Raw genomic sequence first — 13086 nt, 5'->3', positions numbered from 1 at the left:
GATTACGGCTCAATGCTGATCGGGGTGCCGACCGGCACTCTTGACCAGATATCGCGCATTTCCGCATTCGTCACGGCGATACAGCCATCGGTCCAGTCCAGCCGTTGAAGCACTGGCTCCAGCCATTGCCAACCATTGGCGGTTCCGTGGATCATGATATTGCCGCCCGTTTTCTCTCCGGCGGCCTCCGCACGCCGCCGATCATGACTATCCGGATAGGAAATGTGCAGGCTAAGACTAAAGCGCGAATGCGCATTACGCCAGTCGATGACGTAATCGCCCTCTGGCGTTTTCTTGTCGCCATCGCGACGTTTCGGGCCACGATCGGCCGCCCTCCCCAAAGCGATATGATAGCGAGCCAGTTCCTTTCCGTCTTTCATCAGCAGCAGCACGCGTTTAGCTTTATATACGATGATCCGATCGGCCAGCCGATCGGCAGGGGCGGATTCCGGCGGCGTGCCGCTCCCCAGTCTGGCCATCGCCAGGGTATAGGCATACAGGCCAAACAGTATGCAAGCGACGAAAGCTATTTTGCGGGAAAAGAGGCGGCGTTTAACATTAGACATAGCAATAACTTCTTGTTCCATCTGTAATAATCAGAATGTCCGTAATCGCCAAGTATAACCCTAAGCCTATCACCCCGATAGTGCGCGACCATCGAGGCCGGCGACGGCGAAGCGTTGCGTCCCCTGGCGCGTTTGGCGGCTTCGTGGTTAAGAGATCGCGATCTGCGAACTGGAACCCATTACCGCCGGTCGCCGATAATGCTAATAGCGCGCCTTTGCGGATCGACGCGCACCCAGTCTCCCGTCGGCAAGCTGCTCCCACTCAACGTCGATCTTCAGCCCTTGCGCCTCGCCGCGTTTCTCTATCAGCCGTTGATCCTTAGCGACATGCAGCAGCAGTTCATTAATGCCAAACTGATAAGCGATACGAATCCGGCCTTCGGCCCACGCCAGAGAAGCCGACAGCAATATTGACGCGCCTGCCGTCATCAAAATGAAATGCTTAAGCAATCTGAAAGGGATGACGTTTCTCATTTGCCCGCTCGTAGGGAAACCAATGGATGTAGCGACAATAATCGAGCGGCCAGCGGGGTGGGAAATATCTTTTTCACCTAAACTTATTAAGGGCTTTAAGACATTTCGCCGCCATTCCGCCAAGTTGTATTATGCGGACTTATTCATCGGCCTGCGCCGGATTTGGCGACGCCAGCGTTTCGCTAAGGCTTTTATAGATAAATAAACCGCAGATGCCCGCAATCAGGCCCAGTATTACTGCAAACACGCTGGCGCCGTTCGCCAATCCGAATAGATCGATCGCATAGCCGGCGGCGACGGGCAGCAGACAAGCCGGAATGTATCCGCCGATATTCAGAACCGCATTTGCTTCAGCGCGGCGTCCGTCAGCAACATACAGACCGATCAACGTCAGCCCCCCCAACTGCCCTAACCCTTGCCCTACGCCCGCGCACAGCGCAGCCAGAACGAGAACAACGGCAAGCGAAGCATGCACGGTGATGATTAGACCGATCATTGCCAATATCGTCGCCAGCGCGCTCGCCAGGAAAATCGACTGCACCTTCCATTGGCGCACCATAAACTGTACGCCCGTCGCCGTGAGAAACATGGCGCAGGCCATGCCGCCCGCGATCATAGGGCTGCTGACATCCAGCAACCGGGATAATACCGACGGCCCCAGAGCCAGCATAAAGGATGTGGCGGTAATTCCCGGCCCGAACGTACCGATGCCGTAGAGCAAATGCCGGCGATTTTCAGCGGGAACCGTCGGCAGGCGCAGCCGTATGGTTTTCGTCTCTTTTTGCGAAGCGGCTCGCAGCGGCAGTAACAAGATGATGATCAGCGCGCTAATCAGAATGACAAACTCCGCGCCAAAAATCGGCGTAATGGGAGCGGCTCGCCACTGGGCGATAGTTCCCGCCAGCAGCGGCCCCAGACCCGCGCCAAGCACCATCGACACCGACGCCAGCAAAGCCGCCTGCCGCCTACGCGCTATGCCCCCCAGATCGCCGACTGCCGCCATGCCCGCCGATACCACCGTTCCCACGGCAACGCCGGTTAACAAGCGGGCTATTGCCAAAACCGCCACTGACTGCGCGATAGAGAACAAAACGCAGGCCGTCAACGCCGCCAGCAAACCGGGGAGCAGAACTATTTTTCGTCCATAACGATCGGATAACTGCCCCGCGACCAGCAGCGTACCAAGCAGCCCGGCAATATAGAAAGCGAATATAATCGCCAGCGTGGCGGTAGAAAAATGGAGCGATTGCTGCCAGTGAACATAAAGCGGCGTGGGCAGGTTCGACAACATAAATACCGCCGTTACCACCCATGCGGCGCTCACCATAAGAGCCGGCGATGCGCGTCCCGTCATTGTTCATCTCCTTCGCGTTGTAAAACGCGCTCGAAATAGGAGCGGGCATGATCAGCCGGATTGATAGCTTCGATACCGCCAAGATCGTAGCCCAAGCCGAATTCGATCGTGGCGGGGTCAGATCGGGATAAGCGGCGACAAGTCGTAGTATGATAAACAGACATAGCCTTTCCTTGTACGAATTTTTTCGAACTATAGCATGTTCGAAAAAATTCGTACAAGTGCTATGATGGACTGATACTCATTAACCAACCATATAGTTTCGTGATGAAAATAGAACAACCGACCAATCTGCCCCCACCGCTGGAAGAACCTGCGGCGAAGGATTTAAAGTTAGAAACGATATTCGCCGCGCTGGCCGATCCTTTGCGCCTGACAATCATCCACAAGCTGATGCTGGAGTCGGACGCTTATGACCATCCTTGCGGCTGGTTCGGATTCAATCGCCCAAAATCGACGTTGACCCATCACTTCAAAACGCTGCGGGAAGCGGGTTTGATCCGCCAACGCCAATACGGATTAGAACGGCGCAGCCGATTACGCCGAGAAGATATCGAAGCGCGTTTTCCTAGTCTGCTGAGTTTGATCGAGCATTGGCAATTAACCCCCGCCCAGCCGGGAAAAGCGCCGGCGCCGGGGGAAAAAGTTTCGGATAGCTGAAATAGCCAAGTCAGCAAAGAAAGCCAGAAGATCTGACAATGTTCGCCGTCAGAGATGGTTTACTATGATTCTTGATTCTTACACCCGCGTTTTTGTTAACGCAGACGAGTTCGATAAAACAAGAGCGTTTTATCGCACCATATTGAACGGCAGCGATGGACTGATCGTTGAAGATGTCGAGCATCATGACGCCCCGCCGGATGAGCCACTGTCTTAAGCGATAATTTTTATACCGCCCCTTGCTGGTAAGGCCCGGCCCGTTTCAGTTTCCGGCCGCTGGCGTCAAACTCCCGGTTCCAGCGGATTTCGACGCCGGCGGCCGCCGTGATGCTCCCTCGCTCAAAACGTTTCAGCTCAGGCGATATTCGCCTGCAAGGTCTGCCATATAGCATAAGCCGCTATAACGGTTTCCATCTGTACGGTATGACCGGCGATGAACTCCTCGCCGTAGATCGTTTCGTCCGGATACTCGGTGATCAGCGTCATGGGCACGTCATGCCGATCATCCACGGAGCACAAGCAGGGGAATCCGTTGATGATTTGGAAGCCGGTTTCGCCGGCATGAATTTCGTAAAGCGCAATCTGCCGATTATTGTAGTCGAGAAGTCCGGGGATCGCGCCCAGATGGCGCGTCAAGTGATCCAATAGCATTTCAGCCTGTCTTTCCCAACCCTGGTGGTGCCGAACGACCAAAAAGAAGCCTTTAGGCAGGGTCCACATGGCGAAATTGTGCGGCACATAGCCTGACAGCGGACGCGTCCATTCGTGCGAGGGATAGCCGTGCAGATTGACATGCAGCTTCGCGCCGCTCAATGCCTGCGCCTTGAAACGAATTTCCTTCTCGTTGAGATAAGCGCCGGCATTCTCGCGGGTGCGGTACTCTAAATCGTCGCCGAGAGCGGTATAACGGGCGGCGTGGTGCATATGGCGCGGATTATCGACGCGCAGGCGCTGATGCAGCGCATATCCATCCGGGTTCTCAAGCGGCGAGATGGTGAAATGCGCGTTGGGTTTTTCCGCCAATTTGCGCGCGGCGCGGATCGCGCCGACGATGCCGGTTGTTTCGTTCGGATGCTGTCCGCCGCTAATCATGACCGCGGCGTCACTGCCGGCGATATAGCGCGCCGACGACTCGCGCCCCGATCGCGACCTGGCATGGAACGCTTCCCCGCCGATCTCGGCCAGCAGCTGCGCGATCTGCCGCGCCGCGGGCGGTTCCACCGCCTGATCGATCGACTGGTCGGCACCGTCAAAAAAGGCGGTGGCGAGCGGCCGGGTAGCGACGCGGACCGATACCTCCCCTTCGCTTTCGACGATTTCCGGCACGATTTGACCAGGCCGCAAACCGCGGTCGCCGAGCGGTCTGCCTGATTTCTTCTGGAAAAACTCCAGCAGCGAGAAATAGAGATCTTCGTGCAGCGCCTCGCGAAGGCTGACGACCTCGTCGCCGACGGCAAGCGGAAGGTCTTCGGCCGGATACGCCGCGCGGATGTTAAGCTCCTCGAAATAAGGCTCGTCGTTCCCCCAATCATGTTCGGCGATAGCCTGAACGGTTTCGGCGAAAAGCAGCTCGTAATCCGTCTCTAACCTCTCGCCGCTTTCCTCTCCGGCCAGCCTGAACCAGCCGCTCGGCGATACGTTGGTTTGGCCGACGATATCGGAGTGAACGCGATTCGGCGCCGCTACCTGCAATGTTTCACGCGTTCCGCGCCGCGTTAGCGTCACATCGTAGAAGAATGCGCCGTCTTTGCGCGCAATAAACGCGATCTCCCGGTCGCCCACCAGAGAGGCGAGCGGATAGGCCTCCAGCAGAAAGCGGTTGGCCGGCGCATGCTCATGCACCGGATAACACACCTCGATCGCCGTAACGCCGTCAAGATCGATCTCTTCCAGAAAAGCGAAGAGCAGCGGCTTATAGGCGCTGCGAATACGCGCCGTGACTCCCCTGGCTTGCAGTCGCCGTTCCGCGGCGCGGCGGCTCTTTGCGTCATCGAACGTCCAGGCCTCGAAGGACTGGCCGGAAACCGCGCGATCCATCAGTTGATCGAGGCTGCGCTTAAAAGATTTCTCGAAGATAGAAGTCATGTCCAATTACCTTGAAGTTCTGCCGGTCGGATCGAGACTATCCCGCAGCCAGTCTCCCAACAGGTTAAGACCGAGCACGGTGAGCAGGATGGCAAGCCCAGGAAATACGCTAATCCACCAGGCGGTCTGTAGATAAGTCCGGCCGTCGGCCAATATGCCTCCCCAGCTCGGAATGGTCGGATCGACGCCGAGGCCAAGAAAAGTCAGGCTGCTTTCCAGCAGGATATTGTTGGCGATGTTGAGCGTCATCAGCACAATCACCGGGCCGATCAGGTTCGGCAGCAGATGCTGGAGGATAATACGCCAGTCTTTCACGCCGATCGCCCGCGCCGACAGAATGAACTCTCGTTCGCGCAACGTCAGCACCGAGCCGCGCACCAGGCGGGCATATTGCACCCATTGCGAGACGATCAGCAGAATGATGGTATTGGTCAAGCTGCCGCCGACGATAGCGATAAAAGTAATCGCCAGAAGGATGAACGGCATGGCGAGTTGCAGATCGGCGAACCGCATGACCAACATATCCCAGAAGCCGCGGTAATAGCCGGCGATCAGCCCCATCATGACGCCGAAAATCACCGCGCCGATAACCGAAGTGAAGCCGACAAGCAGCGAAATTTTACCGCCGGCGACAACCCTGGCCATCACGTCGCGGCCGAGAGGATCGGTGCCAAACGGATGCGCACCGTCGGCGAAGGGTTTTACCAACCGCGCCATCAGGTCGATCTTATCCGCCCCGCCCGGGAAGAGTACGTCGGAAAAGATAACGGCAAGACAAATAACGACGGTGAGTAACGTCCCCAGAATGAATTCCAGGTTCGCGAAGCGTGAAAGGCGTGAGGTTCTGCTAGCCATTAGCGATTACTCCGTGCGAATACGCGGATCGACAACGCCATAGGCGATATCGACCAACAGATTGATGCCGACGATCATCAGCGATAGCACCGTGATGACGCCCTGGAGCACGGGATAGTCGCGCGCGGCAACCGCGTCGAAGGCAAGCGAGCCCATGCCCGGCCAGTTGAATACCCGCTCAATGACGACAATGCCGCCGAGAAGGCCGCCAAACTGCAACCCGAAATAGGTGATCAACGGAATTGCGCAGTTACGCAGCGCGTGCTTGTAAAGCACCTTGTTTTCGCTCAAGCCCTTGGCGCGCGCCACCATGATATATTGCGACTGCAACGTCTCTAACATGGCCGTTCGCACAAGGCGCACATTGGTCGCCGTCAGGATGACGCCCATGGTGACAGCGGGCATCACATAACTTGCCACGCCCGACATGCCGCTGGGAGGAAGCCAGCCGAGCACGATGGCGAACAGCAGGACCAGCATAGTCGCAAGCCAGAAATTCGGGAACGACAGACCGACCAGCGATAGGATACGGATCGCTTGGTCAGCGAACTTGCCGCGAGCCGTCGCCGCCTTGATCCCAAGGGGGATCGACAAGGCGATCGAAACCGCCATCGATACGAAAGCCAGCAGCAGGGTGGCGGGCACGGCGTCGCCGATCAGCCGCGCAACGGAGGCGCCGCCGGAAAAGCTGTGACCGAAGTCGAGCGAGAGCAGACCGGTGAGAAAGTGCCAATATTGGACGATGAAAGGCTGGTCGGTTCCAAGCGACGCGCGAATACGCGCCAGATCGTCCTCCGTCATGCTGCCGCCGCCTTGAAACATCATCAATGCCGGATCGCCGGTCAGGCGAATGGCGAAAGAAACGATGAGAGTAATCGCTATGACGACGAAGATCGCCTGTAGCAATCGTTTAATAAGGAAGCCGGCCACGTTGTTTTCCTTAAAGAGAAATTTGAACCTCGCCCGAACCATCGCGGGTGAGGTTTGTTATCAGATGAAACGTCTGCTCAATCGACGCTGACTTCGTTAAGTTTCAAACGGTTATCCGGCGGAGCCACGAACCCCTTAACCCGCTTATTGATGCCAAAAATGGCATTGGAATTATAAAGCGGCAGTTCAAGAGCCTGTTCGGCGGCATAAGCGCCGATCTCCCTGAGGATCTTTTCACGCTCGGCGCGGTCAGTCAGCGGACGCTGCGATTCCAGCAGTTTGTCCATCTTTTCGTCTTTATCGTACGGGTTCCATTTTTCGCCTGAGTGGTACATGGCGTAGGCGGTGTTATCGAAATCGAAAGTCCAGCCGCCCCACTTCTGTTGGAACATCGCGCCGGTCTTGCCCTGCGGAATGATGTCGTTGGTGAGAACGTTGGTTTCATAAGGCTTGATGGTCGCCGTGAGGCCGACCATCGACAGGTAGCTGGAGATAACCTGCGCGACTTCGTTCATGGTGGCGTCGTTACCGCGGATGTCGATTTGCAGCGTCGTACCCGGTTTTACCCCGGCTTCGGCCAACAGCTGCTTCGCGGCGGCCGGATCGAAAGGCAGCGGCTTAAGGTTCGGATCGTAGCCGAAAGAGAGCGCGCTCTGGAAACTGGCGATCTCGGAAGCCTGGCCGGCAAGGATGGATTTGACGATGGTGGCGCGGTCTACCGCCATGATGATGGCTTTGCGAACGCGCGGATCGGCGGTAACGCCATCGCGCGTGTTGAAGCGCAGCGCATCGACGGTCGGGCTTGGAACACTGACGACCTCAAGCTTGGCGTTCCCCTTGATGACGGGGATCATGCCGATCGGAATGGTCGGCGGGATCACCAGATCGACCCGGCCGGCCTGAAGTTCGGCAACCGCGGTTGAGGGTTCGGTGATAAAGCGGTACTCAAGTTCGGAAAGCTTCGGCGCGCCGCCCCAATAATCCGGATTGGCGGCGAGCTTGATGTTGATCTTCGGCTGATAGGAGACGAACTTGAACGCGCCGGTGCCGATCGGGTTGACGTTGAAGTTGTCCTCGCCCTTTTCCTGGATATATTTCGGCGGCACGATCATCGCGCCATAGCCCGCCAGTTTGGTTAACAGCACCGGATCGGGCGCCTTCAACTTCATATCGACCGTGTAGTCATCGATGACTTCGACACTATCGATAGTGATGTAGTTAGACCGCTGCGGACCTTTGGCGCCCTGTTCGCCAAGAAGCCGGTCGAAGGTGAATTTTACCGCCGCGGCGTTGAAGGGTTCGCCATCGTGGAACTTGACGTTGTGGCGCAGCTTGAAGCGAATCCGCGTGCCGCCATCCAACTCTTCCCAGCTTTCAGCCAGGCCGGGCACAACTTTGAGATCCGGGCCTCGGTATGTCAAACCGTCGAAGATGTTAGTGCCTACGCTGGCCCACTGCACAAGGAAAGTATCAACCGGATCCCAACTGCCCGGATCCTGCGGCGTCGAAATGGTTATCTTGCCCGCTGCGTAAGCGGGAGCAGCGGTGAAGGCCGCGCCCGATAAAGCCAGCGCGATAACGGTCGCGCTCAGTCCCCTGGTGAAGGTTGTCATTATCTGCTCCTCTTCGGATATTTATGATTTTTTCGCGGCTTTTCAGGCGCTTTTCGCCACAAAGTGGCCTGGTTCTATTTCTTCATGGGTAAGGATTGCCGGTTCGTCGCCGACGCGGTGAACCGGGTTAGGAATTTCTCCTTCAATCAGCGCGGTATCGCGTTTAAGCATCGGATCCGCGACCGGCACGGCGGATAGCAGGCGGCGTGTATAGTTATGCGTCGGCGTTTCGAACACCTGGCGGCGCGAACCGAGTTCCATAATCTGGCCGAGATAGAGCACCGCGACGCGATGACTCATTTTCTCCACCACCGCCATGTCGTGGCTGATGAAGAGATAAGCCAGTCCCCTCTCCGCTTGCAGATCCATAAACAAATTGATGATTTGCGCCTGGATGGAAACGTCGAGCGCAGACAAGGCTTCGTCGGCGATGATCAATTTCGGCTCGGAAGCGAGCGCGCGGGCAATACAGACTCGTTGACGCTGGCCGCCGGAAAACTCATGCGGATAACGCCCGGCAAGGCCGGAGCTCAAACCAACGCGCTCAAGCAGTTCGTCGACGCGGCGGCGCACGGCCTTGCGGTCGGTTATCAAACCATGTGTATTAATAGGTTCGGCAATCGAAAAGCCGACGGTCTTCCGAGGGTCAAGCGAAGCGAAGGGATCCTGAAAGATGTATTGCACTTCCTGGCGCAGGCGAAAACGCTCTGCCGCCGTCAGCGAAGAATAGCTTTTGCCGTTGAAGGCGATATCGCCGGATATCGCCGACTGCAATTGCTGGATTGTACGGCCGATGGTCGATTTCCCGGAGCCGGATTCGCCGACCAGCGCCAGCGTTTCCCCTGGATAAATGTCAAAGCTGACCTTTTTGACCGCGCTGCACCGGTGCGTCGCCTTGCCGAATAGATTCTTGCGGATATCAAAGCGGACGAAGAGATCCTTAACCGCAAGCAGCGGTTTCCCGTCGTATTTCGCCGTGTTTTGCACTCGCTCTTCGCCAACCACGGTCGGTTTGCCGTCTTGTATTACCGTTAGCGGCATGCGCTTCGGGAATGCTTCGCCCGCCATGCAACCAAGGCGAGGGACGGCCGCAAGGAGCGTGCGCGTATAGGGATGCCGCGGGTTGGCGAAGATTTCCCTGACCGGCCCCTCCTCAACCTTCTTACCCCGCCACATAACGACGACGTCGTCAGCCATTTCGGCCACCACGCCCATGTCGTGAGTGATGAAGATCATCCCCATGCCGAGCCTTTTTTGCAGGTCGCGCATGATGTTGAGGATCTGCGCCTGAATTGTCACATCAAGCGCCGTGGTGGGTTCATCGGCGATCAGGAGTTTGGGGCGGCAGGCTAGCGCCATAGCGATCATCACGCGTTGACGCATCCCCCCGGAGAGCTGATGCGGATAACGATGCAAAAGCGCCGCGGAGTCCGGCAGACGAACCATATCAAGCAGCCGCCTGGCCTCAGCCATCGCCCCCTTTTTGTCCATTTTTTCATGCAGCGTCAACACCTCGCAAATCTGGTCCCCTATGGTGAAGACCGGGTTCAGCGACGTCATCGGCTCCTGGAAGATCATTGCAATTTCCTTGCCGCGGATTGACATCATCTCCTTTTGCGAAGCCTGTAGAAGATCTTTCTCGCCAAACAAAATGCGCCCGCTTGTAAACTTCGCGCCCATCATGTCGGCAAGGCGCATGGCCGACAACGAGGTTACCGACTTGCCGGACCCCGACTCGCCAACCACGGCGACGGTTTTGCCCGGCGCGACGTTGAAGGAGAGATCGTCCACAACGCGGCTCTCGCCAAACTCAACGCTCAACCCCTGAACCGATAGAAGCGATTTACTATTTTTGTTATCACCGGTTGGAGCGATCATGCCCGTGTCTCCAGCTCAGTTCGGACGGTTTTAATTGCAGCCTTGGCCGCGTCGCTGTTGATGAGCATCCAGCGGCGCCGGACGCCGGCGCGCGCTCCTAACTCGCTGTTTAAATCGATACGTTTCATCGCCCTGTTCCCGCCTGTCTGACGAATGATACTGAGGAAAGGCAACAAGCAAAATTAATGCCATTGATCTTAAAAAGAATATTTACCGACGGGAGGGCAAGATTAAATTGTTGAACAATAAAGAAATAGATGTATGACAATATTGCGCTGCCAGAAAAAAGCGCCAAGAAAACGGTTGTCCAGATGCACCACAATTGCGCAAAAAGATAAAACTCGCACCGAAATAATGCATAAAAATCAAGTGGTTATTAGCGACGGTTGGCTGGCGATAATCAGTGGTTTATGTGAAGATGAACGGCATCGCCAGATTCCCCCCGGCGCCCGATACAGGAATAAAGATCACAGCAAATGAAAAAAGAGAGCACCGAAAACCGTACCCTGAGCGATAGCGTAGCCGAAGCGCTGCGTAACCGAATCACCCACGGCGAGCTTCGTCCGGGGCAGCGGCTGTCCGAAGCCGCGCTGAGCGAGAGCCTCGATATCTCCCGCAACACCCTGCGCGAAGTCTTCCGCATTCTGACGCTGGAGGGGCTGCTGAAATATGAGCCGAACCGCGGGGTGTTCGTCGCCACGCCGGACATGGCCACCATTGTGGATATCTACCGGGTGCGGCGTCTGGTGGAGTGCCAGGCGCTGGCCTGTTCGTATCCCATGCACCCGGCGGTGGAAAAAATGCGCCGGGCGATGGAACAGGCGCACGTCTGCCGTCAACGCCGCGACTGGATAGGCATAGGCACCGCCAACATGGCGTTTCACTCCGCCATCGTTGAATTGGCCGACAGCCCGCGGCTCAACACCTTCTATCGCCATGTCTCCGCCGAGCTGCGACTGGCGTTCGACCTGCTGGACGACCCCGAACACCTGCATGTGCCCTACATCGAAATGAACGCCCATATTCTGGTGCTGATTGAAGCGGGTAAAGCGGCGGAGTCCGCCGATGCGCTGGCGAGCTATCTCGACCAATCGGAACGGGTGATCCTCGCCGCCTGGTCGCGGCGCACTGCATAGCTTCGCCCCGAATTGATGCCGCCGCGACGACCGGCAACGCGCCGGCTCAATCGGCGGCCTGCAAGCCTAACGTGCTAACAGACCGCGCCGGACAGCGCGATCGTTGCTGTACCGTTTCAGCACCGGCAAACCGGTCATCGTCCACAGGGCGTTCAATCCCTCACGTTAATCCCGTATTAGACTTATGACCGAGGGGATGCGCGTTCTAATCCGCATAACATTTTTGCCCGTTATTTTCAGCCTGAGCCTTGCGGTCCAAAACGCCGCTCCATAGCGTGAGCAGCAATGCCACAGCAACCAGCAACGCACTGATCCACGGGGTGGCTTGTAAGCCCAAAGGCGAGGCAACCACGCGCGCGCCGATAAAAGAGGCCAGTGCGATCCCCAAATTGGCGGCGGCAATGTTCAACGCCGAGGCGACATCGACGCCTTTCGGCCGGTGTTTCTGCGCCAGTTGGACAACATACAAATGCAGCCCCGGAACATTGGCGAAGCAAAGCCCCCCAGGAACGCTAAGGTAATCAGAGTTCCTGTCTGGGAATAGGCGGTAAAACCGAATACCAGCAGCCCCAAAGCCTGTAGCGTGAACAGCACGACGAGTACGGGTATCGGTTTAAGGTTGGCGATACGCCCGCCGATAACGTTTCCCGCGATCACCGACAGCCCGTAGAGAAACAGGATCTTCCCGATGCTGTTCGACTGGAATCCGCCGATCTGTTCCAGCAATGGCGCTAAGTAGGTGAATGCCACGAACGTTCCGCCATAACCGAACAGATTCATGGAAAATGCAATTAACAGCCGTGCGCTGCTCAATACCTTGGCTTGGTCGCGCAGGCTCCCCGGACGGTCAACGTTAATCGTGCGCGGCAACAGCACGGCGATACCGATGAATGAAATCAACCCCAGGCCGGCGACCATCCAGAAAGTGGCCCGCCATCCCCATTGTTGACCCACAAGGGTGCCGATCGGCGCCCCGGTTGCGATGGCGATAGTCAGCCCGGAGAACACCATCGCGATAGCTGAAGCCCGACGGTCATGGGGAACTAAACTCGCGGAGATCGTAGCGCCGATGGCAAAAAATACGCCGTGCGAAAATGCGCTCACAACCCTTACCCCAAGCAGGATGCCATAATTGGCGCTGGTCGCCGCGGCCATGTTGCCGATGGTGAACAATGCCATCAGCGCCAGCAGTAACGTCTTGCGCGGCACCCGCCCCGTCAACGCGGTCAAAACGGGCGCGCCAACGGTAGCGCCCAGCGCATATAGGCTTACCACCAGGCCCGCGGCAGAAATATCAACGCCCATATCAAAAGCGATATTAGGCAAAATGCCTACCGCGACGAATTCCGTGGTTCCGATGCCGTAAGCGCTGAGCATCAACGCCCACAATGCCGGGTTATGCGAACGAATTTGCACGTTTATCTCCAAGCAGAAAAGTGTAGCGGTAACTTTAGAAGACCCCGTGCTTTTGAACTATAATTCAACGGTTAATGGACCTTGGAAAAAAATTCACGAATCCGTGCGCCAGTACAACC

At 56.9% G+C, this 13086-nt stretch carries 15 protein-coding genes; 3 read left to right on the top strand and 12 right to left on the bottom strand.

Going from position 1 to position 13086, the window contains the following annotated elements; genetic code table 11:
• Positions 1–2: 2 nt before the first annotated feature.
• The 4 genes from HC231_RS06270 to HC231_RS06255 form a co-directional block, all read right to left on the bottom strand.
• Positions 3–566, bottom strand: coding sequence for a L,D-transpeptidase family protein (locus tag HC231_RS06270; protein WP_208230205.1), 564 nt, complete (start codon positions 564–566; stop codon positions 3–5).
• A gap of 201 nt (positions 567–767) precedes the next feature.
• Positions 768–1040 carry a hypothetical protein gene (locus HC231_RS06265; protein WP_208230204.1) on the bottom strand — a complete coding sequence of 91 codons (273 nt, stop codon included), beginning with the start codon at positions 1038–1040 and terminating at the stop codon, positions 768–770.
• Between the two features lie 139 nt (positions 1041–1179).
• Positions 1180–2394 carry an MFS transporter gene (locus HC231_RS06260; protein ID WP_208230203.1) on the bottom strand — a complete coding sequence of 405 codons (1215 nt, stop codon included), beginning with the start codon at positions 2392–2394 and terminating at the stop codon, positions 1180–1182.
• The gene (locus HC231_RS06255) at positions 2391–2558 is read right to left on the bottom strand and encodes a hypothetical protein (protein ID WP_208230202.1); all 168 of its coding nucleotides are present in this window, start codon (positions 2556–2558) and stop codon (positions 2391–2393) included. Before HC231_RS06255 ends, HC231_RS06260 begins: the two co-directional genes overlap by 4 nt.
• 103 nt (positions 2559–2661) lie before the next feature.
• Between HC231_RS06255 and HC231_RS06250 the strand changes: the two genes are divergently transcribed.
• Both HC231_RS06250 and HC231_RS06245 read left to right on the top strand, forming a co-directional pair.
• Positions 2662–3054: an ArsR/SmtB family transcription factor gene (locus HC231_RS06250; RefSeq protein ID WP_208230201.1), complete on the top strand. Its 393-nt coding sequence runs from the start codon at positions 2662–2664 to the stop codon at positions 3052–3054.
• 64 nt (positions 3055–3118) lie between these two features.
• Complete coding sequence (locus HC231_RS06245) at positions 3119–3271, top strand: hypothetical protein (protein WP_208230200.1); 153 nt, start codon at positions 3119–3121, stop codon at positions 3269–3271.
• Positions 3272–3408: 137 nt separating this feature from the next.
• On the opposite strand, the gene HC231_RS06240 is transcribed toward HC231_RS06245, so the two are convergent.
• From HC231_RS06240 to HC231_RS24115, 6 genes are read right to left on the bottom strand one after another with little or no spacing between them, the layout of a single operon-like run.
• A complete protein-coding gene (locus HC231_RS06240) occupies positions 3409–5139 on the bottom strand; it encodes a M14 family metallopeptidase (protein WP_208230199.1) in 1731 nt (576 codons plus the stop codon).
• 6 nt (positions 5140–5145) lie between these two features.
• Positions 5146–5994: an ABC transporter permease gene (locus tag HC231_RS06235; RefSeq protein WP_208230198.1), complete on the bottom strand. Its 849-nt coding sequence runs from the start codon at positions 5992–5994 to the stop codon at positions 5146–5148.
• A gap of 6 nt (positions 5995–6000) precedes the next feature.
• Complete coding sequence (locus HC231_RS06230; RefSeq protein ID WP_208230197.1) at positions 6001–6966, bottom strand: ABC transporter permease; 966 nt, start codon at positions 6964–6966, stop codon at positions 6001–6003.
• Positions 6967–7001: 35 nt separating this feature from the next.
• Positions 7002–8537 carry an ABC transporter substrate-binding protein gene (locus tag HC231_RS06225; RefSeq protein WP_208230196.1) on the bottom strand — a complete coding sequence of 512 codons (1536 nt, stop codon included), beginning with the start codon at positions 8535–8537 and terminating at the stop codon, positions 7002–7004.
• Between the two features lie 42 nt (positions 8538–8579).
• Complete coding sequence (locus tag HC231_RS06220) at positions 8580–10415, bottom strand: ABC transporter ATP-binding protein (RefSeq protein WP_208230195.1); 1836 nt, start codon at positions 10413–10415, stop codon at positions 8580–8582.
• Positions 10412–10543 (bottom strand): hypothetical protein, encoded by a 132-nt coding sequence (locus tag HC231_RS24115; RefSeq protein WP_281397392.1) that lies wholly within the window; start codon positions 10541–10543, stop codon positions 10412–10414. The genes HC231_RS06220 and HC231_RS24115 overlap by 4 nt, the downstream gene beginning before the upstream one ends.
• 348 nt (positions 10544–10891) lie before the next feature.
• Here HC231_RS24115 and HC231_RS06215 point away from each other — a divergent pair, with 348 nt between their 5' ends.
• Positions 10892–11551 (top strand): GntR family transcriptional regulator, encoded by a 660-nt coding sequence (locus HC231_RS06215; protein WP_208230194.1) that lies wholly within the window; start codon positions 10892–10894, stop codon positions 11549–11551.
• Between the two features lie 205 nt (positions 11552–11756).
• On the opposite strand, the gene HC231_RS24325 is transcribed toward HC231_RS06215, so the two are convergent.
• Positions 11757–12020: a hypothetical protein gene (locus tag HC231_RS24325; protein ID WP_425490511.1), complete on the bottom strand. Its 264-nt coding sequence runs from the start codon at positions 12018–12020 to the stop codon at positions 11757–11759.
• Positions 11957–12967 (bottom strand): MFS transporter, encoded by a 1011-nt coding sequence (locus HC231_RS06210; protein ID WP_425490510.1) that lies wholly within the window; start codon positions 12965–12967, stop codon positions 11957–11959. Before HC231_RS06210 ends, HC231_RS24325 begins: the two co-directional genes overlap by 64 nt.
• Positions 12968–13086: the final 119 nt, after the last annotated feature.

Source organism: Brenneria izadpanahii (assembly GCF_017569925.1).
GTDB lineage: Bacteria > Pseudomonadota > Gammaproteobacteria > Enterobacterales > Enterobacteriaceae > Brenneria > Brenneria izadpanahii.
This window is presented reverse-complemented; position numbering and strand designations above follow the sequence as displayed.

Excerpts from the sequence above, each read along its gene's own strand:
- HC231_RS06230 (WP_208230197.1), bottom strand. The coding sequence starts at position 6,966 with ATGGTTCGGGCGAGGTTCAAATTTCTCTTTAAGGAAAACAACGTGGCC.
- HC231_RS06260 (WP_208230203.1), bottom strand. The coding sequence starts at position 2,394 with ATGACGGGACGCGCATCGCCGGCTCTTATGGTGAGCGCCGCATGGGTG.
- HC231_RS06235 (WP_208230198.1), bottom strand. The coding sequence starts at position 5,994 with ATGGCTAGCAGAACCTCACGCCTTTCACGCTTCGCGAACCTGGAATTC.
- HC231_RS06240 (WP_208230199.1), bottom strand. The coding sequence starts at position 5,139 with ATGACTTCTATCTTCGAGAAATCTTTTAAGCGCAGCCTCGATCAACTG.
- HC231_RS06225 (WP_208230196.1), bottom strand. The coding sequence starts at position 8,537 with ATGACAACCTTCACCAGGGGACTGAGCGCGACCGTTATCGCGCTGGCT.
- HC231_RS24115 (WP_281397392.1), bottom strand. The coding sequence starts at position 10,543 with ATGAAACGTATCGATTTAAACAGCGAGTTAGGAGCGCGCGCCGGCGTC.
- HC231_RS06215 (WP_208230194.1), top strand. The coding sequence starts at position 10,892 with ATGAAAAAAGAGAGCACCGAAAACCGTACCCTGAGCGATAGCGTAGCC.
- HC231_RS06270 (WP_208230205.1), bottom strand. The coding sequence starts at position 566 with ATGTCTAATGTTAAACGCCGCCTCTTTTCCCGCAAAATAGCTTTCGTC.
- HC231_RS06250 (WP_208230201.1), top strand. The coding sequence starts at position 2,662 with ATGAAAATAGAACAACCGACCAATCTGCCCCCACCGCTGGAAGAACCT.
- HC231_RS06220 (WP_208230195.1), bottom strand. The coding sequence starts at position 10,415 with ATGATCGCTCCAACCGGTGATAACAAAAATAGTAAATCGCTTCTATCG.
- HC231_RS06255 (WP_208230202.1), bottom strand. The coding sequence starts at position 2,558 with ATGTCTGTTTATCATACTACGACTTGTCGCCGCTTATCCCGATCTGAC.
- HC231_RS06265 (WP_208230204.1), bottom strand. The coding sequence starts at position 1,040 with ATGAGAAACGTCATCCCTTTCAGATTGCTTAAGCATTTCATTTTGATG.
- HC231_RS06245 (WP_208230200.1), top strand. The coding sequence starts at position 3,119 with ATGATTCTTGATTCTTACACCCGCGTTTTTGTTAACGCAGACGAGTTC.